Here is a 20,528-nt window from a genome sequence, read left to right as displayed (position 1 = left end):
CGGCCGCGGCCCCTGTTCAGGCGCCGACCGGCTCCGCCTCGGGGATGATCGCCTCGAACGCCGCCTCACCCTCGGGAGTCATCCATTCCCGCAGCATCGCGCGGAGGGCGTCGGCCATGTCTATCGAACGGTCGAACAGCCATTGGGTCTGCAGGCCGTCCATCGTCGCCGTGAGACGCAACGCGGCATCATCCGGTTCGAGACCCGAGTGCAGCTGCCCGGCCTCGACGGCGAGCGCGATCGCACGGCCCGTGCCGGCACGAATCCGTTCGTAGCGGCGCCGGAAGTACTCGTGTGCGGGGTGATCGGCGGCCGAAGCCTCGGAAGACAGCCGCACGAACAGCTCGATCAGGCCCGGCACGAGCCGGTTGTGGTCGGCGAGGTCGACCATGCCGCGCAGCACTCCCATGCCGCCGAAACCTCGGGCGTACGGGCGGAAGCGTTCGCGATCCTCGATGTCCCGCGCTTCGAGCACGGCTTCGAGCAAGGCCTCTTTGTCGGCGAAGTGGTGCAGGAGCCCTGCGCGCGAAATTCCGCACACGGCAGCGATCTCGAGGATGGTCGCCGAGAGGAAGCCGCGTTCGGCGAAATGGTGGGAGGCGACGCGGATGATCTCCTCGCGGCGGGCACGACCGTTCGCGTATCCGCGCCCTCGGAGCATCGTCGCATCGGCCATGGGGGAAACCGTAGCACCGCTCTTGACAAAACCGACACAAGTGTAGATATTTAACCCGACGCCGGTGTCGGAATCGCTCCGCCGCCCGATCGAGGCCGTCGTACCCGAACGAAGGAGTTCCCGTGAGCGAGACCGCGCACCCGTACCAGGACCGCACCCTGCCCGTCGATCAGCGTGTCGACGACCTCCTCTCCCGGATGACACTCGAAGACAAGGCCGGGCAGATGTTCCAGCCGATGGCGACCCTCGGCGACGACCTCGACGCCCCCGGCTTGTTCGGCTCCCCGTCGATGCGCACCATCATCGACCGCGGCATCACGCACGTGAACATCCTGCAGGCGCCGTCCGCACGGGAGATCGCCGCCTGGCACAACGCGGTTCAGGACGAGGCGCGCCAGCACGGGCTCGGCATCCCGTTCTCGCTGTCGAGCGATCCGCGCCACTCGTTCTCGAACAACCCGGCCGCCGCCCTTATCGCCGGCCCCTTCTCGCAGTGGCCGGAGTTCCTGGGCTTCGGCGCCCTCGACGACCCCGCACTCACCCGCCGCTTCGCCGAGGTGGTGCGCCGCGAATACCTGGCCGTCGGCATCCGCACCGCCCTGCACCCCCAGATCGACCTCGCGACCGAGCCGCGCTGGGCACGAGCCTCCGGCACGTTCGGCCAGAGCGCCGAAGTGACCGGGCGCCTGGGTGTCGCCTACACACTCGGACTGCAGGGTGAGGAGCTCGGCGACCGGTCGGTCTCGGCGATGGCCAAGCACTTCCCCGGCGGCGGCCCACAGCTCGACGGCGAAGACCCGCACTTCTCCTACGGCCGTGAGCAGGTGTACCCGGGCGGGCAGTTCGACCTGCACCTGCAGCCGTTCCGCGAACTGCTGGCCGCGGGCGTGTCGCAGATCATGCCCTACTACGGCATGCCGATCGGCACCGAGTACGAAGAGGTCGGCTTCGGGTTCAACAAGCAGATCATCCAGGGTCTCCTGCGCGACGAGCTGGGCTTCGACGGCATCGTGTGCACCGACTGGGGCATCCTCTCCCGCACCTTCTGGGGCGTCGAGTCGCTCACCTACGAGGAGCGGATGATCAAATCCCTCGACGCCGGTGTCGATCAGTTCGGCGGGGAGTTCAACCCGAAGGCGCTGATCGGTCTCGTGCGGTCGGGAGCGGTTCCCGAGTCACGCCTCGACACCTCGGTGCGCCGACTGCTGCGCGAGAAGTTCCGCCTCGGCCTGTTCGACGACGCGCGCTTCGTGGATGCCGATGCGGCGGACGCGATCGTCGGGATGGAAGATGCCCGCGCGGCCGGGCTCGAGGCCCAGTCCCGCTCGCTCACACTGCTCACGAACGGCGGCGGTGCTGCCCGGCTGCCGTTGAGCGGACGCCCGAGCGTATACGTCGAAGGCCTGGCGCCCGCCGAGCTCGCCGGTTGGGCCGACGTGGTCACCGATCCCGACCGCGCCGACGTCGCGATCGTGCGCACGAACGCCCCGTGGGAGCCGCGCGGCAACGGTGCCGACATCGAGTCGTTCTTCCGCGCCGGCTCGCTCGAGTTCCACGACGACGAGCTGGCTCACCTGCGCGAGCTGGCCTCCCGCGTGCCTCTCATCCTCGACGTCTACCTCGACCGTCCGGCGATCCTCGCCCCTCTCCTCGATGTCGCCTCGACGATCATCGCGAACTACGGCGCCTCCGACACGGCACTCGTGAACGTGCTGTTCGGTGCAGCCGAGCCGCAGGGAGCGCTGCCGTTCGAAGTGCCGTCGTCGATGGAGGCCGTCGCGGCGAGCCGTCCCGACGTGCCGTCCGACACGGTAGACCCCTCCTTCGCCTTCGGGCACGGGCTCCGCTATGACGGCTGGAGCCCCGCCGTTCGCCCCGACCCGGCCTCCACGACGGTCGAGGTGACGGATGTCGCAGCGCCAGGTGGACGCTTCGACCTTGGCAGCGCGACGGTCGCCCAGGTGCTCGCCGATGCGGAGGCGCTCGCGATCATCACCGAGATCATGCCGGAGCTGCCCGGCAACCCCATGCTCGCCGCGGCACAGAACATGCCGCTCGACACCGTCCTCGGCTTCGCCGGCGCCACCCTGCCGGCCGAGACCATCGACGCGCTGCGCTCCCGCCTGGTGGCGCTTCCCGCCTGACCCCCCTCTGCCCCACCCCCCTTCTGCTCGACCCACTTCTGCTCGACCCCTTCTGCTCGACCGAGAGGACCACGACGACGATGTCTGGAACACCCGCAACCCCCGAGAGCACCGTCCCGATCACGGAGACGACGTTCATCCGCACCGCCGCCGGCAACGACGATCCGCCCCCGCCCATCAAGGGGATCCGGCGCCTGCTCGGCTGGATCATCCCCGCCAACCTCGGCATCTTCCTGATCTGGGGAGCCGTCCCCGGCATCCTCCTCCCACAGCAGGTCACGGTCGCGCTCGGCGAGGAGAACAAGGTCGCCAACCTCGCCATCATCGCGACGATCGGCGCCTTCGCGGCGATGATCGCGCAGCCGATCGCCGGGCAGATCTCCGACCGGACGCGCTCGCGCTTCGGCCGGCGAGCACCGTGGATGATCGTCGGCGTCCTCGCGGGCGGCCTCGCCCTCGTCGGCCTCGCCTTCGCCGACTCGCTGATCGGCATCGCGATCGCGTGGACCCTCGTGCAGATCGCCTACAACTTCGCGCAGGGTCCGCTGTCCGCCGTGATGCCCGACCGGGTGCCCCTCAAGCGCCGCGGAACCTTCGCCGCGCTCTCCGGGATCGGCCTCATGGTCGGCTCACTCGGCGGTCAGATCGTCGGCTCGATGTTCTTCAACAGCATCGCCGCGGGGTATGTGGTCTTCGCGATCTTCGCTCTGATCGTCATCACGCTGTTCCTCGTGTTCAACCCGGACTACTCGAGCGAGCGCATCACGCCCGAGCCGTTCGACCTCGGGGTTTTCCTGCGCACGTTCTGGGTCAGCCCGATCAAGCACCCCGACTTCTTCTGGGCTTTCCTCGGTCGTCTGCTGCTGTTCACGGGCTACTTCTCCGTGACCGGCTACCAGCTGTACATCATGACCGACTACCTGCACATCGAGAAGCCGGAGACGGTCATCCCGCTGGTCGGTGTGATCAGCCTCGCCGGCATCCTCATCTCCACGATCATCTCGGGGCCCCTCTCCGACCGGCTCAGACGCCGCAAGCCCTTCGTCTTCGCCTCTTCGGTCGTCACCGGCCTCGCGCTGCTGCTGCCGTGGATCTCGCCGACGATCGAGTCGTGGATGATCATGTCGTTCATCGCCGGGCTCGGGTTCGGCATGTTCCAGGCCGTCGACACGGCTCTGATGAGCGAGGTGCTCCCGTCTGCCCAGTCGTTCGCGAAAGACCTCGGCGTCGTGAACATCGCGGCCACCCTGCCCCAGACGCTTGCTCCGGGCGTGGCGGGCGCGATCGTTCTCGCCTTCGGGTTCGCCGGCCTCTTCCCCGTCGGCATCGTCTTGTCGGTGCTCGGCGCCTTCGCCGTGTGGCCGATCAAGTCGACGCGCTGACACCACCCACGACGCGACGTGCGGCAGCTGCGGCTCCGCGCGTCGCGTCGTACTGTGTGCGGGACTCCTCGATGGCCGGATGATTCGCGAGCGCCCAGTCGCCGATGGTCTTCGCGATCGGGATGAGTGTCTCGCCGCGCTCGGTCAGCTCGTACTCCACGCGCGGTGGAACCTCGGCATAGGCGGTGCGGCTGATCAGCCCGTCACGCTCCAGCTGACGGAGGGTGAGCGTCAGCATCCGCTGCGAGATACCGGGGATGTGCCGGAGCAGCTCGCTGAAGCGCAGCCGATCCTCTCGGAGGGTCGCGATGACCAGCAACGACCACTTGTCGCCGACGCGGTCGAGCACCTCGCGGATGGCCCGCCCGGCGTCTTCATCGATCGAGCAGGAGCTCTCATATCCGGGGAAGCCGGCGAGCGCGGTCTCCTCGATGTGCGCCAGTGACATCGGTGTGCCTTTTGCAGTCGTCATCCGCATCCCCCATTCTTAGTTACTGATCGTAACAAAGACACAGAATGGAACCTTGAATGCTCATCGCACTCTGGATCGTCAACGGCCTGCTCGCCCTCGCCATGCTCGGCGGCGGCTTCATGAAGCTGGTCACGCCGAAGGCGACGCTCGCCGAACGCGGCATGGCGTGGACGGAGGACTTCTCGGCAGGGACGATCAAGGCCATCGCCGCTCTCGAGGTCGTCGGCGCGTTCGGGCTCATCCTGCCTCTGGCCACCGGCATCGCCCCGATCCTCGCCGCCATCGCCGGCACCGGGATCGCGGTCATCATGATCGGTGCGGTCGTCGTGCACGTGCGCCGCAAGGAATCCGCCACGCCGGCGCTCGTGCTCGCCGTCCTGGGCGTCGCGAGCGCAGTGCTCGGCTTCCTCGTCGTGCTCTGAGCCTCCCGCCTGCGAAGGGGGCCAAGATGGGATGGTGGCCGTCCCTCTCTCAGACCTGACCAGCATGCCCGAGCCTCAGCAGGTGTACGTCGCAGACGGCACCCGTCTGGCGACATACACCTGGGGCGAGCTCGACGCCCCGGTCGTGGTGATCGTGCACGGCTTCGCCTCGAATGCCCGCGACAACTGGGTCCTCACCGGGTGGGTGCGCGAACTCACCCGCGCCGGCTACCGGGTGCTGGCGCTCGACCAGCGTGGCCACGGGCTCAGCGAGAAGCCGCATGACCCCGACGGCTACCGCATCCGCACGCTCGTGACCGATGTCGAGTCGGTCATGGACACCTACCTCGTCGACGACGCGTTCTACGTCGGATACTCGCTCGGCGCCCGCGTGGGCTGGGAGGTCGTGCGCGATCTGCCCCATCGCATCGGCCGCGCCGTGCTCGGTGGCGTGCCTGACGGCATCCCGCTCGCCAGACTCGACCTCGACCAGGTGCGGGCGTACATCGCCGACGGCACTCCGGTCGCGGATCGCACGACGCAGAACTACATCGCGCTGACCGAGCGCGTACCGGGCAACGATCTGCAGGCGCTCGTCGCGCTCGCCGAGGGCATGCGGTCGTCGGGCACGATCGACCCGGATCCCGCTGATGCGCCGACCCGCCCGATCCTCTTCGCCACCGGGTCGAAGGACGCGATCATCGAGGGATCGCGGGCGCTGGCGTCAGCCGCCCCCGATGGCCGGTTCTTCGAGATCCCGAACCGGAACCACTTCAACGCCCCGGGCTCTCGCGACTTCAAGGAAGCAGCACTGGCGTTCCTGTCCGAGGCGTAACCCGAGCGAGAGGCATGGCCCGGTCGAGAAGCATGGCCCGGTCGAGAAGCGACCGGGCCATGCTCAGGGAACCGCGTCAGACGACGGCGGCTTCGTCGCGCTTGGGCAGCACCCATCCCGCACGCGGGAAGTGGCAGGTGTAGCCGTTGGGGTACTTGATCAGGTAGTCCTGGTGCTCTTCCTCGGCCTGCCAGAACGGCCCCTCCGGCTCGATCGTCGTGACGGCCTTCGCGGGCCAGAGGCCGGAGGCGTCGACGTCGGCGATCGTGTCGCGGGCAACCGTCTCCTGCTCGGGCGTGAGCGGGAAGATCGCCGAGCGATAGCTCGAACCGACGTCGTTGCCCTGACGGTCAAGAGTCGACGGGTCGTGGATCTGGAAGAAGAACGCGAGGATGTCGCGGTAGGTCGTCTCGGTCGGGTCGAACACGATCTCCACTGCCTCGGCATGGCCGGGGTGGTTGCGGTAGGTCGCGTGGTCGTTCGACCCGCCGGTGTAGCCGACGCGGGTGTCGAGCACGCCGGGCTGGCGACGGATCAGGTCTTCCATGCCCCAGAAACAGCCGCCGGCGAGCACAGCGGTCTCGGTCCCAGGGGTGCGGGTGATGGTTCCGGTGTCGGTCATGACTGCTCCTCAGCGGTGTCGGAAGTTGCGGGGGTGTCGGTGGTGGGGTGTGCGAAGAGGGCGCTGTAGCGACCGTACCCCTCTTCTTCCAGACTGCCAGCCGGGATGAAGCGGAGGGCCGCGGAGTTCATGCAGTAGCGCAGACCTCCCTCGGCGCGTGGTCCGTCGTCGAACACGTGACCGAGATGGCTGTCGGCGCCGGCCGAGCGCGCCTCCGTGCGCGCCATCCACAGCTTGCGGTCGGTGCGCGTGGTCACAGCATCCGGGTCGATGGGCTTGGTGAAGCTCGGCCACCCGGTGCCGCTCTCGAACTTGTCGGTCGAGGAGAACAGGGGCTCGCCCGAGACGACGTCGACGTAGATGCCGTCGTCGTGGTTGTTCCAGTACGCGTTGCGGAACGGCGGCTCGGTCGCGTCCTGCTGGGTCACCTCGTACTGCAGGTGGGTGAGGCCGCTGACAGCCTCGGGGGTCTTGCCGTAGTCGTTCGACATGATCTGACTCCTTGTCCGACGTCGCTGGCTGCGGCGTCATAGAAGGAGAACCGTGGGTGCCGCCGATTTGGTCCCGCAGGGCTGGGAGCGGGCTGTGAGTTTCGGCGGACTCGATAGAGTTGCCTCCGCACTGCACACGTTTCGAGGGGAACCGCCCATGTCCGTAGGACTGCTCGCCGTCGTCGACGACATCCTGAGCGCCGCGATGAAGGCCTCGGCGAAAGCGGCCGGCGTCGTGATCGACGATGCCGCGGTCACCCCGCAGTACGTGCAGGGCCTCACGCCGGCCAGGGAGCTGCCGGTCGTCGGCAAGATCGCCCTCGGGTCGCTGGCGAACAAGTTCCTGATCATCATCCCGGCAGCGCTGCTGCTGACCGCATTCGCGCCGTGGGTGCTGCCGTATCTGCTCATCCTCGGCGGCGCGTACCTGTGCTTCGAGGGTGCGGAGAAGGTGCTGGAGTGGTTCGGCGTGCAGCACGGCCATGCCGACGAAGGTGCGCGCGATGAGAAGAAGCTCGTGCTGGGCGCGGTGCGCACCGACCTCATCCTCTCGACCGAGATCATGCTCATCTCGCTGGCGAGCCTCGAGAAGGGGCTCGACATCTGGGCGACGCTGGCGATCCTCGCGGTGATCGCGCTCCTGATGACGGGTGTCGTCTACGGCGCCGTCGCGCTGCTCGTGAAGATCGACGACATCGGCCTGAAGATGGCGAAGAACCCGGTGCAGCGCGTGCGTCACACCGGCACCAGGATCGTGCGGTCGATGCCCGCGGTGTTCCGCTTCATCAGCATCCTCGGTACGGTCGCGATGCTCTGGGTCGGCGGCCACCTCGTGCTGGTGAACCTCGGCGAGGTGGGGCTGCACTTCACCACCGACATGCTGCACGCGATCGAGGGTGCTCTGGAACCGCTCGGCGGCTTCGTGGTCTGGGTGGTCGAGACGATCGTGTCGGCGATCGCCGGGCTCGCACTCGGGCTTGTCGTCGTCGGGATCGTGCTGGGCATCGCCCGCCTGTTCGGCAAGACGCCCAGCTTCCACGAGGGCGAGGAATCCCCCGCCGACGTGCACGTCTGAGCCGGTCCTACGCACACCCACCCACCCACACGCGCGAACGCGCGCTCACGCCGCGATGTCGTAGCGGGCCCTGCCCCCGAGTCGTGGTCGACGTTGCGGATCGACGGTCGGCGGAGGGATGAGCCACACGCGTGCGGCGAAGCCGCACCCCTCGATTCTGATCTCCCAGCCGTTGTCGTGGATGCGGTGATGACAGCTCTCGCAGAGCAGCACGCCGTTGTCGAGGTCGGTCGACCCGGCATCCCGCTGCCACCAGCGGAGGTGATGCGCCCGGGTCATCTGCGGAGGCAGCCCGCACATGACGCAGCCACCGTCACGCTCCACGAGCGCGAGTCGCTGAGCCTCCAGTTTAGAACATATCTTCGATATATTGGAGGGGCGTGGATACCTCAGTCATCGTCGTTGCCGTAGTCTCATCGCCATGTCTGCCTCCCCCAAGCTCCGGAGCGCGAAGCGCGATGCCGATCGCTGGTTCCGCGAGCAGGGCCTCCCGACCTTCGTGCCGTTGCGACGCTGGTTCACCGATCTCCCCCGCCGCGTCGCACCGCTGATCGCCTGGGTGGCGGTGTCTGCATACCTCTTCCAGGACGGGCTCGAAGTCGTCTTCGAACTCGCTCTCGACGACGACTCTGCCGCGTGGGAGATCCTGCTGGTCCCCTTCGCCGTCGTCATCTTCGTGCTCGCGGTCGGCCTCGCCTGGGCCGCCTACTTCCTCGTGCGCACCCTGCTGCGGCGCCTGCCCGTGGGCATCGGCACCACGATCGCGCTCATCCTGATCGCCTGCTGCATCGCGTTCACGATCGTGTACGGCTACAGCACTCAGCCGGATGCGACCGTCGGCCCCGTCTTCAGCACGATCCTCGTGCTCGTCCTCTGCATCCTGGCGACCGGGATGGGCGGCGGTGCGATGATCTCCTGGGCTTCGCGCCTCGCGGTGCGCAACGCCTCCGCGATCGGCCACATGGCGTCGATCGCCCTGCCGGTGATCCTGATGCTCGTCGTGTTCTCCTTCTTCTCGGCCGAGGTCTGGCAGATGGCATCCGCGCTGTCCTGGGGATCGATCGCCCTGCTCGGTCTCGTCGTGGCAGCGCTCGCCGGCATCGTCGTGCTGCGGGTCAGCGCCTCCGAGATCGATGACCACGCGCACGCGCCGACCGCGGAGCAGCGAGCCGCGCTGCTCATCGACACGCCCGCCGAAGGACGCACCCCAGCACCTGGCCCTCCAGGACGACTGCGCGCGCCGCAGCGCATCAACATCCTGCTCGCCATGACCATCGCGCAGCTGGTGCAGGCGCTGTTCTTCGCCGGGCTCCTCGCGGCGCTGCTGATCGTGATCGGCGGGATCACCGTCCCGACGGGTGTCGTCGGCATCTGGCTCGGCCCCGGCAGCGCCACGCAGCCGCTCGCTGTCCAGCCTCTGGAGTTCTTCGGACTGAAGCTGCCGCTCACCGTCAACCTGCTCAAGGCGGCGACACTGCTCTCGGTGATCGCAGCCCTCCCGTTCGTGTTCTCGGCCGTCAGCGAAGCCCGCTACCGGGAGCGGTTCTTCGACCCGATCATGGCCGACATGCGACGCGCGATCCTCGTGCGCGAAGTCGTGAGCGCGACGCCCGCACACCGCCCCTCGTAACTGTTCGGTTGCAGCACTCCAAGGGGCCCGGCATCCTGCTAGCGTCGGCGATGCGCACCCGAGCGCCGACGAAGGATGCGCACCCGAAGCGCAGAAGAAGAGAGACCGTCCGCCGATGACAGCCGTGCGAATCAGGGATGCCGAGACAGCCGATCTCGACACGATCACCGCGATCCACAACCATGCCGTGGTGCACACCACCGCGATCTGGAACGAAGAGGCCGTCGATCTCGCCGATCGTGCCGCCTGGCTCGCCGATCGCACCGCCCGCGGCTATCCGGTCATCGTCGCGGTCGACGACTCGGGCGTGCTGGGCTACGCGTCATACGCCCAGTGGCGGCCGCACAGCGGGTACCGGCTCACGGTCGAGCATTCCGTCTACGTCCTCGGCGGCCAGCACGGTCGAGGCATCGGCACCAGTCTGATGGCCGCGCTCGTCGAACGCGCCGGCGCCGCGGGGATGCATGTGATGATCGCCGGGATCGAGAGTGAGAACGCCGCCTCCATCGCTCTGCACGAGCGCCTGGGGTTCGTCGAGGTCGGTCGCATGCCGCAGGTCGGAGCCAAGTTCGGGCGCTGGCTCGATCTGAGCATGCTCCAGCTCGTGCTCGACGACCGCACCACACCCGACGCGGGGACCTGACGATGGACCTGCTGCAGTGGTTCGTCGACGCCTTCAACTCGCAGTGGATTCTGCCGGGCGGGCAGACCCTCCTCGTGCGTGAGGTCGTGGGCAACGCGTTCGGCCTCGCCAGCGCGCTCGGCGGCATGCGCCGGAAGATCTGGGCGTGGCCGGTCGGCATCATCGGCAACCTGCTGCTGCTCACGGTCTTCCTGGGCTCCGCCCTCAGCCCCGACCCGTCACTGCCGCACCTGCTCGGGCAAGCCGGTCGGCAGATCATGTTCATCGCCGTGGCGATCTACGGCTGGATCCGCTGGCGCAATCTCGACGGCGGACGGGTGGTCCCCCGCTGGGCGCCGACGAGCGCCCGAATCGGCATGGTGCTGGTGATGATCGTCGGCACGGTCGCCCTGACTCCGCTGTTCCGTCTGCTGGGATCGTGGGAGCCGGTGTGGGCCGACGCCTGGACGTTCGTCGGATCCCTGCTCGCCACCTACGGCATGGCCAAGGGCTGGACCGAGTTCTGGCTGATCTGGATCGCCGTCGACGTGGTCGGGGTGCCGCTGCTGTTCAGCTCGGGCTACTACGCCACCGGCTTCATGTACGTCTTCTACGGCGCCTTCACCGCGATCGGCTTCGTGATCTGGTGGCGGGCACAGCGCACCGCCGCACATCCGATCGAGATCTTGCCGCCCGACCCGAGCCCCCGACGGCCGGAGGAGGAAGAGCTCGCCTGAGCTTCCCTCCCCCGGCATCCCCCTCCGCCTCTATGTCGCCCCTCCTCGACACGAGGCCGTTCTCAGCCCCGGCGCTTCCCCGTGATGGCCGCCTTCGAGGTCAGCGCCATGGCGTCGGCCGCCCGTGCGGTGAGTCGTTCGAGCGGACCCTTGCCGACCGTGCGCGTCCAGATGAGCGCGCCGGCCATCATGAGCAGCGACAGCGCGATCCACGGCAGCACCGGGTTCGGGAGCCAGGTCGCCGCACCCGCCAGGATGAGGATCGCCTGGACGACGTAGCCGGTGAGCGGAACCGCACCGTAGGCGGCCAGCGGGAGAACGACCCACCGCGCATAGCGGGTCACCAGCAGGCACAGCCCGAGGACGGCCACCGCGAATCCGCCGGATGCCAGGACCTCCAGCACGCCGCCGGAATGGGCCGAGGCACTGATGACCGCTTCGAGCATCTTCGCGGGCGGGTCCTGCGAGGCCACACGATCGAAGTACGACTGCCCCTCTTCGACGACGCCGCCGTCGCCCGTGAACAGTGAGGCCTTCTCCGGCGGGAAGCAGGCGACGATCCCGTCGCTCTGCTGGCACGTCAGCCCGGAGACGTCGACCTCGTCACCCGGGATCATGCTCATCGAGCTCGGACTTGAACCCGAACTCGAGCCGGAAGCGGAGCTCGACGTCGCGAAGTGCTGCGGCGGCGCGAGCAGCGCGCCCAGTGCGTAACCGCCGATCGCGATCAGCCCTCCGCAGACGAGCATGACGACCGCCGTCTTCACCCGGGTCAGGTCGAGGCGTCCGATCACGAGACCCGCGCAGAGCAGCGCAGCCCAAACCGTGATCGGGTAGGTGCCGAACAGCACGAGCGACAGGCCAGGGCCGCCCAGATCCGGCGAGAGTGTGCCGATCAGGGCGAGCAGGGGAGGACCGAGGATGCCGAGCGCCGCCCCCGCGATCACCAGCACCCTGGTGCGCAGGTGCACCGTGAACGCCGCGAGGATGTAAAGCACGCCGTAGAGCGTGAGGATCACGGCGATCCCCGAGCCCAGCAGTTCGACCACGAGCCCGATCACGAAGATCGCCGCCCCGCGGCCGACCAGGCGCAACCGGATCTTGCGGAGTTCGTCCGGCGTCGCGTTGCGGGCGCCGCCCGTCATCAGCGCGAGCGAGACCCCGGCCAGCAGGGCGAACAGGATGGAGGAGCGCCCGTTGACGATGTCCAGCCACGTCGACGGGTCGGACAGGGTGAGCTCGGGACCGCTCGCGACCATCAGGTGCGCACCGAACATGCCGACCAGTGCGAGTCCGCGGGCTACGTCCACGCCGACGATGCGGCGCCTGCCCGTGCGGGCGCCTTCGTCGCGGCGCGGGCGGTCGCCGGAACCTGCCGCGGAGGGGTCGGCCGGCGGCGCGGCGGAAGACGGGATGATGTGGGGCGTACTCACGTGAGGACCTCTCGAGGAATCGGCGGAGACCTCAAGCTCAGCACGCGCCTCCGAGGGCGCGCATCCACCCTCAGTACCGCTTCGATCCGTCGAGCGGATGAGTGTCGGCGGCGCGCGGTCTCCGGCGCGAGTCAGTGCTGCACGCGCGCCAGGAAATCCGCGGTCGCGGCCTGCTGCGGGGCATCGAACACCTGTGACGGCGGCCCCTGCTCGACCACGACACCATGCTCGAGGAACACGATGCGGTCGGCGACCTCGCGCGCGAACGACATCTCGTGCGTGGCCATCACGATCGTCGCGCCCTGGTGCTTCAGCTCCCGCACGAGGTCGAGAACCTCGCCGACCAGCTGCGGGTCGAGCGCGCTGGTGATCTCGTCGAGCAGCAGCACCTCGGGCTGCGTGAGCACCGCACGCACGATCGCCACGCGCTGCTGCTGTCCCCCCGAGAGCCGGTCGGGGTACTCGGAGGCCTTGGCGCCGAGCCCGAGCGTCTCGAGGAGCTCTCGCGCCTTGGCGCGGGCCTCCGTCTTTCGCATGCCGTGCACGCGAACCGCCGCGAGCGTGACGTTGTCGAGCACGGTGAGATGCGGGAACAGGTTGAAATGCTGGAACACGACCCCGATCCGGGCGCGCACGGCATCGGCGTCCACCCGCGGGTCGGTGATGTCCTCGCCGGACAAGAAGATCTGGCCGTCGTCGATCCCCTCGATGAGGTTCATCGTCTTGAGGAGCGTCGACTTGCCGGAGCCGGATGCACCGATGAGCACGACCACCTCGTGCGTGCCGACCGAGAGGTCGATGCCGCGCAGCACGTCGTGGTCGCCGAAGCGCTTGCGCACTCCCCTGGCCTCGATCACGGGGACGCTCATACGACTCCTCCGGCCTGCTCGCGTTTGTTCAGACGCGCGGTGACGACGTCGGTCAGCCGGATCATCGGCCAGCTGAGGATGATGAACATCAGCCCTGCGACGACGTAGGGCGTGAAGTTGTAGGTCTCGGCGACCATCAGCTGAGCGGCGCGGACCGCATCGATCGCACCGAGGACGGAGATCAGCCCGACGTCTTTCTGCATCGACACGAAGTCGTTCATGAGGGCGGGGACGACCTTGCGCACGCCCTGCGGGATCACGACGATCCGGAGGGCCTGACCGTGGGTGAGTCCGAGCGAGCGCGCCGCGATGCGCTGCGACGGATGCACCGCCTCCATGCCGGCGCGGAGCACCTCGGCCACGTACGCGGAGTAGGTGAGGACCAGCGCGATCGTGCCCCAGAACATCGGAGGCATGCGCGGGAAGATCATCAGCGCCGGGATGCCGAAGCCGACGAGGTAGAGCACGATCAGCAGCGGGATGCCGCGGAAGAAGTCGGTGTACGCCGCAGCGAGCGCGCGCAGCGGGAAGAACACCGGTCCGCGCAGCGAGCGCATGGTGGCCAGGAGCGTGCCGAGGATCGCGACGCAGACCACGGCGATGGCGAGCACCAGGAGGTTGACGAGCAGCCCCTGGAAGATCGGCCCGATGCTCTCGAGCGCGACCTGCGGGTCGAAGAACGTCTGGCTGACGATCGCCCAGCCGGGGGTGTTGACCACGACGACGATCAGCACGACCGCGAGGGCGACGCTGCTGCCGAGCGCGATCAGGACCGATCGCGTGGTGGCCCGACGCCGCAGAACGCGGCGCGACAGCTCGAGCTCGCTCGGCTGCCACTCCGCGTCGACGGACTGTGAGGTCATTTCAGGACGGGGACGTCGACCGCGTCGCTGAGCCACTTCTGCTGCAGTTCGTCGAGCGTGCCGTTGTCGCGAAGGGTGTCGACAGCCTTGGTGACGTCGGCCGTGAGGGCAGAGCCCTTGGGCAGCACGATGCCGAAGTCGTCTCCGCCGTTCGCGTCGGCGAACTGTCCGGTGACCACGCCGTCGTCGAGCTGCGAACCGACGACGTAGAACGCACCGGGGAGGTCGGTGATCATGGCGTCGATCTGGCCACCCTTGAGCGCGAGCACGACGTCGTCGACCGAGTTGAAGACGTTGAGGTTGGCCTCGCCGAGCTGGGCCTTGGCGACCGTGTAGCTGGTGGTGCCGCTGGCGACGCCGACCTTGGTGGCCTTGAGCTCATCGATGGTGGTCGCCGATGCCGCGGGCGAATCGCCGACCGCGACGACGGCCTGCGTGGTCGTGTAGTACGGCGACGAGAAGTCGACGGCCTTCTTGCGGTCATCCGTGATGGAGAACTGCTGCAGGTTGATGTCCCAGTCCTTCGGGCCCGGTGCGATGGCGCCGTCGAAGGTGGTGCGCACCCAGACGATGTCGTCGGCCTTGTAGCCGAGCTGCTCGGCGACGGCGTTCGCGACCGCGCCCTCGAAGCCCTCGCCGTTGGAGGGGTCGTCGTCGACGAACCACGGCTCGTAGTTGGGCTCACCCGTGGCGATCGTGAGCTTGCCCTCGGTCACGGTCGGAAGGCCCGAGCCGTCTCCGCTGCCGGAGTCGGCGGACGGCGAGCTGCACGCGGAGAGGGTGATGGCGATGGCTGCGGCAGCGGCTGCGACGGCGGCTGCGCGGCGGAGAGAGGGAGCGAAGGGCACGGTGACTCCAGAGCGAGGAAGGGTATGGAGAAGACGGCGAGGCAGGACGGGTCTGCTTCTGCAGAGACGGGTCTGCCTCTACAGAGTAGGCGATTCGGCGAGTCGCCAATCGGCGAAGTCGAAACCTGGGGACACGAAGCACGACACCAGCACCTCGTCGGCGTCGAGCGGCCGCGCCGCCTGCCAGACGCCGGCGGGCACGAGCACCTGCGCGGCCTCACCGGCGCCGAGCACCACGGTGGTCGCTTCACCCGGTTCCGCACCGTCTCCGCCGAGGCTGAGCTCGAGCCGCCCCGGTCCGTGCCACAGCCACAGCTCGTCGCTGGTCACGACGTGCCATTCGCTCTTCTCCGACGGCAGCAGGAGGTAGTGGATGCAGGTGGCCGCCGGCCTCGGACCGTTCGGCGTCTCGACGGGCAGGGGGCTCGTCCAGGTGCGGCGGAACCAGCCGCCCTCGGGATGCGGGGCGAGGTCGAGCCGCTCGGCGGTCGTCGGGCGCTGTGTCATGCGACACCTCCGGGTTCGGGTACGGGGGTCATTCCGGTCGCACTTCCTGTCGGCTTCCGGTGCCGTGGACGGCAGGAAGTGCGACCGGAACGTTCACGGGGCGACCGCGGCACGGTCGAAGGAGTCGATCGCGAAGCGGACCTCGCCGGACACGACCGTGGCGGCAGTGCGACCAGCGCCGTGCTCGACGAGTTCGGGGACGGCATCGGGGCCTGCGGAGACGTCGAAGAACGTGAGGTCGGCAAGGGCCCCGACCGCGAGGTAGCCGGTGCGCTCAGGGCCGACGTCGATCCCCATGGCGTGCGCGCCACCGAGCGTCGCGGCACCGAGCAGGCGTGCATGCAGGTCGCGGTCGGTGTAGCCCTGCGAGCGCGCGATGCGGGCGAGCTCCGCCACGTCGGCCAGCACGTCGAGCGAGGGGCTGGATGACAGCGAGTCGGTGCCGACGGCGATCGGGCTGCCCTCGCGCAGGTACGCGGCGATGGGCGGCTCCTCGAGTCCGATGACGGCGTTCGATCTGGGGCAGAGCGCCACCGTGGTGCGGCGCTCCCGCAGGATCGCGCGATCCCTGGCGCTCATGTACACGCCATGTGCGATGTGGCAGTCGGGGCCGAGCACGCCGAGCTGGTCGACGAACTCGGTGGCGCTGGTGCCGAACCCGGCCTTGCGCAGTTCCTGGAAGCTGGCGAGACCCGCGGTGTGCCAGGCCTGCGGATGCTCGTGCGCGAACTCGCTCTCGAAAGCGGCCTCGCCGAGGTGGATGTGGATGCGCCCGCCCCGCTCGCGCACGATGTCGGGGATCTCCAGGAGCGGCTCGATGTCGAGCGAGTAGGGGGCGTGCGGCGACAGGCCGGTTCCCGGCGGGGTCGGCAGCGCATCGAGTGCCTGCTCGACCTGCGCGCGTCCGGTGCGAGCCCAGTCGGCGTTGGTCCAGCTCATCACCTCCCAGTAGGTGATTCCGTGCAGTCGGGCGTCGTGCAGGGCGGTCACGGCCGCGCGGTCGGTCACTACGTCGGCGACAGCCGTCGTGCCGGAGCGCAGCGCCTGTGCGGCACCGTCGGCCGCATCCGCCGCCCAGTCGCGTCCGCCCTCGTAGACCGGGTCGAAAGCGCGCACCCAGTCGTCGAAGCCGTCGTACTGTCCGCGGCCGACCGAGGCCATACCGGTGTACTGCAGGTGGGTGTGCGCGTTCACGAGTCCGGGGGTGAGCACGCCGTGCCAGTGCACCTCTTCCGCCTCGATCCCTCGTTCCGAGAGCGACCGCAGCACCCATTCGCGTTCGCCGACGTGCATGATGCGTCCGTCGCGGACGGCCACCGCGCCATCGACGATCGGCGGCGCCGTGATCGGCACCACGAGGCCTGCGGAGTAGACGGTCACGGCGGTCATGCGGATGCTCCCCGGAATCGCGGCGAGCGCCACTCGCGTTGCGCCTCGACCTGGGCCTGGCTGCGCTCGTCGATGTGGTCGCCCCGCAGCGCGAGGGCTGCGGTGCCGATCGTCGTGTCGGCCTCGGCAGGAAGCGGATGCACTCCGGCGGACAGGTCGTGCGAGAGCAGGTACTCGACCGCGTAGAGCTGCACCGAGAACGACAGGTCCATGATCTCGATCGGGTTGCCCTCACCGGCGGAGAGGTTCACGCAGCCGCCGCGGGCGATCACGAGCGCGCCGTCACCCGCACGCTCGACGTACGGCGAGGCTTCCCCGCGCGGTCCCGAGTACGGTCGCAGCGTCGACACATCCAGGTCGATCTCGTGCGGAACACCACCCGCGACCGCGACGATCGCCGCTGCGCGCAGGACCTCGGCGTCGACCGTGTGCGGCGCACCGGTGGCCGAGACGACGAGCGCTCCGGGAGCGAGATCGTGCAGCCGCCCGATGCGGTAGCCGTCGTGCGCGGCCCGCAGCGCGCGGACGGGATCGGTCTCGGTGACCGCCACCTGCACGCCGAGTGCGCGCAGGTGCGCGGCGACGCCCTCACCGACCGGGCCGTAGCCGACCACGACCGCGGGGTGGTCACGGATGTCGATGCCCGCGGCATCCAGAGCATCGGCGATCGCGAACACGCACGACTGGCCGGTGCCGTAGCGGTTGTCGAACGAGGTCTTGGTCAGGGCGTCGTTCACCGCGATCACCGGAATCCCGAGCACGCTCTCGCGCTCCATCAGCCGCAGGGGCGTGAGCCCGCTCGTGGTTTCCTCCGCCGCACCGCGCAGCCCGGCGGCGAGACCCTCTTCATGGGCGAGGCGGATCAGGTGCGAGCCGTCGTCGAGCAGCAGGTCGAAGCCACGGCGAAGGAAAGACACAGCGGCGGCGCGCTCGGCGGCACCGGAGAGCGAGGGGTCGCCATCGACGGGGATGCCCCGGGACCGCAGTACCTCGGCGACCTCGACGTCGATCTCATCGGGGTGGGCGTAGACGGCGACCGTGGCGCCCGCGTCCCGCAGCAGCAGGGCGAGCTGGGCGGTCTTCGGCTCGAGCACCATCGCGATGCCGATCCGCACTCCGCGCACCGTTCCGGCCTCGCGCAGCCGTCGGGCGCGGTCTGTCGCGACGGGCATGTGCCGGCCTGCGGCGTCGACGCGGTCTTCCGCGGTCTCGCGCACCGGGAGCGCGTGTCCGTCGAGCAGGATCTCGGGCGTCTCCCCCGGCGCGAACACGACACCCGCATCGCCGAGATGAGCGCCGAGAGCGGGAAGCAGCTGACGCAGCGCATCGGCCACGGCATCCGTCCCGACCACCGAGAAGTCTCGACCCGACACGAGCAGGTTGGTCTCGCGGGCGAAGCGGCGCACCAGACGCTGGGCTGTCGCGGTCTCGTCGGTCACCAGTCAAGGGTAGAGCCAGCGGGGGCGGCCGCATGCCAGATCGCGGGGTACCGCACCCGGAATGTGTCCGCGCATTTCGGCGGCCCTGGATCCGTGCGCCCCGTTCGCCTTTCATGGGGGCATGACCCGTCAGATCCGCTTCAACGCCTTCGACATGAACTGCGTCGCCCACCAGTCGTCCGGCCTGTGGCGGCACCCCGACGATCGCTCGCGCCAGTACAACACCATCGGGTACTGGACGGATCTGGCGAAGCTGCTGGAGAGCGCGACCTTCGACGGCATCTTCATCGCCGACGTGCTCGGCACCTACGACGTCTACGGCGGCACGAACGAGGCCGCGATCCGCAACGGCGCGCAGGTGCCCGTGAACGACCCGATCCTGCTGGTTAGCGCGATGGCCGCCGTGACCGAGAACCTGGGCTTCGGCATCACGGCCGGTACCGCGTTCGAACACCCGTACCCGTTCGCCCGTCGCCTCAGCACACTCGACCACCTCACGCAGGGCCGTGTCGGCTGGAACGTCGTGACCGGTTACCTGCCCAGTGCCGCGCGCAACATGGGCCAGGAGGACCAGCTCGCGCACGACGACCGCTACGACCATGCGGACGAGTACGTCGAGGTGCTCTACAAGCTCTGGGAGGGTTCGTGGGAAGACGACGCCGTGGTCGAAGACCGCGAGCGCGGCATCTTCACCGACCCGGCCAAGGTGCACCCGATCGGGCATGAGGGCAAGCACTTCAGCGTGCCCGGCATCCACATCTCCGAGCCTTCGCCGCAGCGCACCCCGGTGATCTACCAGGCCGGCGCGAGCCCGCGCGGCGTGAAGTTCGCGGCCGAGAACGCTGAGGCGATCTTCGTCGCCGCCCCCTCGAAGGAGGTGCTCGCCGGCACCGTCAAGCGCATCCGCGACGCTCTCGAAGCGGCCGGTCGTGACCGCTACGACGCTCGCATCTACACGCTGCTCACCGTGATCACCGCGGCGACCAGCGAAGAGGCGACAGCGAAGCACGCCGAGTACCTCTCTTATGCGAGTCCCGAGGGCGCGCTCACGTTCATGTCGGGATGGATGGGCGTCGACCTGTCGCAGTATGCCGAGGACGAGCCGGTCGGGAACGTCGAATCGAACGCGATCCAATCGGTGCTGCAGCACCTCAAAGAGGAGGCAGACCTCGGCCGCGAGTGGACCGTCGGTGACTTCGGCCGCCACAATGCGATCGGCGGCCTCGGCCCCACGATCGTCGGATCGGGCGTCGAGATCGCCGACGAGCTGCAGTCCTGGGTGGAGGAGACCGACATCGACGGCTTCAACCTCGCCTATGCGGTCACCCCCGGCACCTGGCAGGACATCATCGAGCACGTGATCCCGGTGCTCCGCGAGCGCGGCGTCTACCCCGAGGAGTACGCGCCCGGAACGCTGCGCAACAAGCTCCACGGCCGTGGCGACCGCGTGCAGGACACGCACCGCGCCGCGAAGTACCGGGTCGGGGCGTTCGCCAAGGCGTGAGTCGAGTAGTCAGGCGTCAGTCGTCGCTGCGGCTGAAGAGGCCCCGGATCACCAGATAGACGACCACGGCGACGACCGCGACGATCATGAGCTTGAAGAAGAAGGCGAGCACCGAGAACAGCGCGGTCACGATCCACCACGCGATCACGACGGCGAGGATGACGCCGAGGATGGTCCAGATGTTCTTGGTCATGCCTCCAGCCTACGGAGTCGAGGCTGTGGGCACCTCGTCGAGCGTCCGGTAGACCGGGAGCCCGAGCTGCTGGGCGATCTCGACGTCCTTGTCGGCACCGGAGGACTCCCCCGGCAGACGCAAGACGGCGTCGCAGTGCTGCAGCAGCCGGCGAGCCGTCTCGTACATGACGTCACCCTCCGCCGCGGCCTCCGGATCGACGGTTCGCAGAACCGGAAGCGCGACCCATTCTCCGATCATCGGCACATGACCGAGGCGGAAGATCGGACCGGATGCCTCTTCGAGACGGGCCAAGTTCTGGGCGATGAGGGCCGGGTCGCCGCCGGTGCCGGAGCGGTAGGGGCCGGCGATCAGGATCAGGAGTGGTTTTGTCAT

The 20,528-nt window shown here is 68.7% G+C and carries 23 protein-coding genes; 9 read left to right on the top strand and 14 right to left on the bottom strand.

Features of this window, described 5'->3' with window-relative positions; all coding sequences use genetic code 11:
• Positions 1–16: 16 nt before the first annotated feature.
• Complete coding sequence (locus ACIQTX_RS02485) at positions 17–676, bottom strand: TetR/AcrR family transcriptional regulator (protein ID WP_219844672.1); 660 nt, start codon at positions 674–676, stop codon at positions 17–19.
• A gap of 122 nt (positions 677–798) precedes the next feature.
• Here ACIQTX_RS02485 and ACIQTX_RS02480 point away from each other — a divergent pair, with 122 nt between their 5' ends.
• Positions 799–2,820 (top strand): glycoside hydrolase family 3 protein, encoded by a 2,022-nt coding sequence (locus tag ACIQTX_RS02480; RefSeq protein ID WP_402968448.1) that lies wholly within the window; start codon positions 799–801, stop codon positions 2,818–2,820.
• 80 nt (positions 2,821–2,900) lie between these two features.
• Positions 2,901–4,202, top strand: coding sequence for an MFS transporter (locus ACIQTX_RS02475; RefSeq protein WP_402968445.1), 1,302 nt, complete (start codon positions 2,901–2,903; stop codon positions 4,200–4,202).
• On the opposite strand, the gene ACIQTX_RS02470 is transcribed toward ACIQTX_RS02475, so the two are convergent.
• A complete protein-coding gene (locus ACIQTX_RS02470; protein WP_402968442.1) occupies positions 4,186–4,674 on the bottom strand; it encodes a winged helix-turn-helix transcriptional regulator in 489 nt (162 codons plus the stop codon). The genes ACIQTX_RS02475 and ACIQTX_RS02470 overlap by 17 nt on opposite strands.
• A 56-nt stretch (positions 4,675–4,730) precedes the next feature.
• Here ACIQTX_RS02470 and ACIQTX_RS02465 point away from each other — a divergent pair, with 56 nt between their 5' ends.
• The gene (locus tag ACIQTX_RS02465; RefSeq protein ID WP_402968439.1) at positions 4,731–5,096 is read left to right on the top strand and encodes a DoxX family protein; all 366 of its coding nucleotides are present in this window, start codon (positions 4,731–4,733) and stop codon (positions 5,094–5,096) included.
• Between the two features lie 31 nt (positions 5,097–5,127).
• Positions 5,128–5,931 carry an alpha/beta fold hydrolase gene (locus tag ACIQTX_RS02460; RefSeq protein WP_402968436.1) on the top strand — a complete coding sequence of 268 codons (804 nt, stop codon included), beginning with the start codon at positions 5,128–5,130 and terminating at the stop codon, positions 5,929–5,931.
• A gap of 76 nt (positions 5,932–6,007) precedes the next feature.
• Here the strand turns inward: ACIQTX_RS02460 and msrA are convergent, their stop codons facing one another.
• Positions 6,008–6,553: a peptide-methionine (S)-S-oxide reductase MsrA gene (gene msrA / locus ACIQTX_RS02455; RefSeq protein ID WP_028501075.1), complete on the bottom strand. Its 546-nt coding sequence runs from the start codon at positions 6,551–6,553 to the stop codon at positions 6,008–6,010.
• A complete protein-coding gene (gene msrB / locus ACIQTX_RS02450) occupies positions 6,550–7,044 on the bottom strand; it encodes a peptide-methionine (R)-S-oxide reductase MsrB (protein WP_402968433.1) in 495 nt (164 codons plus the stop codon). The genes msrA and msrB overlap by 4 nt, the downstream gene beginning before the upstream one ends.
• A gap of 157 nt (positions 7,045–7,201) precedes the next feature.
• Between msrB and ACIQTX_RS02445 the strand changes: the two genes are divergently transcribed.
• A complete protein-coding gene (locus ACIQTX_RS02445; RefSeq protein ID WP_028501077.1) occupies positions 7,202–8,119 on the top strand; it encodes a DUF808 domain-containing protein in 918 nt (305 codons plus the stop codon).
• A 45-nt stretch (positions 8,120–8,164) separates the two neighbouring features.
• Here ACIQTX_RS02445 and ACIQTX_RS02440 read toward each other — a convergent pair whose 3' ends face one another.
• Positions 8,165–8,419 (bottom strand): HNH endonuclease, encoded by a 255-nt coding sequence (locus ACIQTX_RS02440; RefSeq protein WP_402968429.1) that lies wholly within the window; start codon positions 8,417–8,419, stop codon positions 8,165–8,167.
• 121 nt (positions 8,420–8,540) lie between these two features.
• On the opposite strand from ACIQTX_RS02440, the gene ACIQTX_RS02435 reads away from it, so the two are divergent.
• The 3 genes from ACIQTX_RS02435 to pnuC all read left to right on the top strand — a co-directional run bounded on the left by ACIQTX_RS02435 (position 8,541) and on the right by pnuC (position 11,108).
• Positions 8,541–9,749 (top strand): hypothetical protein, encoded by a 1,209-nt coding sequence (locus tag ACIQTX_RS02435; RefSeq protein WP_402968426.1) that lies wholly within the window; start codon positions 8,541–8,543, stop codon positions 9,747–9,749.
• A 115-nt stretch (positions 9,750–9,864) separates the two neighbouring features.
• Positions 9,865–10,392, top strand: a complete 528-nt coding sequence (locus ACIQTX_RS02430; RefSeq protein ID WP_402968423.1) for a GNAT family N-acetyltransferase — start codon at positions 9,865–9,867, stop codon at positions 10,390–10,392.
• Between the two features lie 2 nt (positions 10,393–10,394).
• Complete coding sequence (gene pnuC, locus ACIQTX_RS02425) at positions 10,395–11,108, top strand: nicotinamide riboside transporter PnuC (protein ID WP_402968420.1); 714 nt, start codon at positions 10,395–10,397, stop codon at positions 11,106–11,108.
• 62 nt (positions 11,109–11,170) lie between these two features.
• Here the strand turns inward: pnuC and ACIQTX_RS02420 are convergent, their stop codons facing one another.
• The 7 genes from ACIQTX_RS02420 to ACIQTX_RS02390 all read right to left on the bottom strand — a co-directional run bounded on the left by ACIQTX_RS02420 (position 11,171) and on the right by ACIQTX_RS02390 (position 18,456).
• Positions 11,171–12,541 (bottom strand): heparan-alpha-glucosaminide N-acetyltransferase domain-containing protein, encoded by a 1,371-nt coding sequence (locus tag ACIQTX_RS02420; RefSeq protein WP_402968417.1) that lies wholly within the window; start codon positions 12,539–12,541, stop codon positions 11,171–11,173.
• Positions 12,542–12,672: 131 nt separating this feature from the next.
• A complete protein-coding gene (locus ACIQTX_RS02415) occupies positions 12,673–13,410 on the bottom strand; it encodes an amino acid ABC transporter ATP-binding protein (protein WP_402968414.1) in 738 nt (245 codons plus the stop codon).
• Positions 13,407–14,273 (bottom strand): amino acid ABC transporter permease, encoded by an 867-nt coding sequence (locus ACIQTX_RS02410; RefSeq protein ID WP_402968411.1) that lies wholly within the window; start codon positions 14,271–14,273, stop codon positions 13,407–13,409. The genes ACIQTX_RS02415 and ACIQTX_RS02410 overlap by 4 nt, the downstream gene beginning before the upstream one ends.
• Positions 14,270–15,121: an ABC transporter substrate-binding protein gene (locus ACIQTX_RS02405; RefSeq protein ID WP_402968408.1), complete on the bottom strand. Its 852-nt coding sequence runs from the start codon at positions 15,119–15,121 to the stop codon at positions 14,270–14,272. Before ACIQTX_RS02405 ends, ACIQTX_RS02410 begins: the two co-directional genes overlap by 4 nt.
• Positions 15,122–15,199: 78 nt before the next feature.
• Positions 15,200–15,628 carry a cupin domain-containing protein gene (locus tag ACIQTX_RS02400; RefSeq protein ID WP_402968405.1) on the bottom strand — a complete coding sequence of 143 codons (429 nt, stop codon included), beginning with the start codon at positions 15,626–15,628 and terminating at the stop codon, positions 15,200–15,202.
• Positions 15,629–15,721: 93 nt separating this feature from the next.
• A complete protein-coding gene (locus ACIQTX_RS02395; RefSeq protein ID WP_402968402.1) occupies positions 15,722–17,017 on the bottom strand; it encodes an amidohydrolase family protein in 1,296 nt (431 codons plus the stop codon).
• The gene (locus ACIQTX_RS02390) at positions 17,014–18,456 is read right to left on the bottom strand and encodes an adenosylhomocysteinase (protein WP_402968399.1); all 1,443 of its coding nucleotides are present in this window, start codon (positions 18,454–18,456) and stop codon (positions 17,014–17,016) included. The genes ACIQTX_RS02395 and ACIQTX_RS02390 overlap by 4 nt, the downstream gene beginning before the upstream one ends.
• Before the next feature lie 121 nt (positions 18,457–18,577).
• On the opposite strand from ACIQTX_RS02390, the gene ACIQTX_RS02385 reads away from it, so the two are divergent.
• On the top strand, positions 18,578–19,960 hold the full coding sequence (locus ACIQTX_RS02385) for an LLM class flavin-dependent oxidoreductase (protein WP_402968396.1): 1,383 nt from the start codon (positions 18,578–18,580) through the stop codon (positions 19,958–19,960).
• A 16-nt stretch (positions 19,961–19,976) separates the two neighbouring features.
• Here ACIQTX_RS02385 and ACIQTX_RS02380 read toward each other — a convergent pair whose 3' ends face one another.
• Entirely contained in the window at positions 19,977–20,153 is a 177-nt protein-coding gene (locus ACIQTX_RS02380; protein WP_028501090.1) for a hypothetical protein, read from the bottom strand.
• 9 nt (positions 20,154–20,162) lie between these two features.
• Entirely contained in the window at positions 20,163–20,528 is a 366-nt protein-coding gene (locus ACIQTX_RS02375) for a DUF4406 domain-containing protein (RefSeq protein WP_402968392.1), read from the bottom strand.

The organism is Microbacterium sp. NPDC090281, assembly GCF_044769635.1.
Taxonomy (GTDB): domain Bacteria; phylum Actinomycetota; class Actinomycetes; order Actinomycetales; family Microbacteriaceae; genus Microbacterium.
The sequence above is the reverse complement of the archived record's forward strand: the minus strand, read 5'-3'. Positions and strand labels throughout refer to the sequence as shown.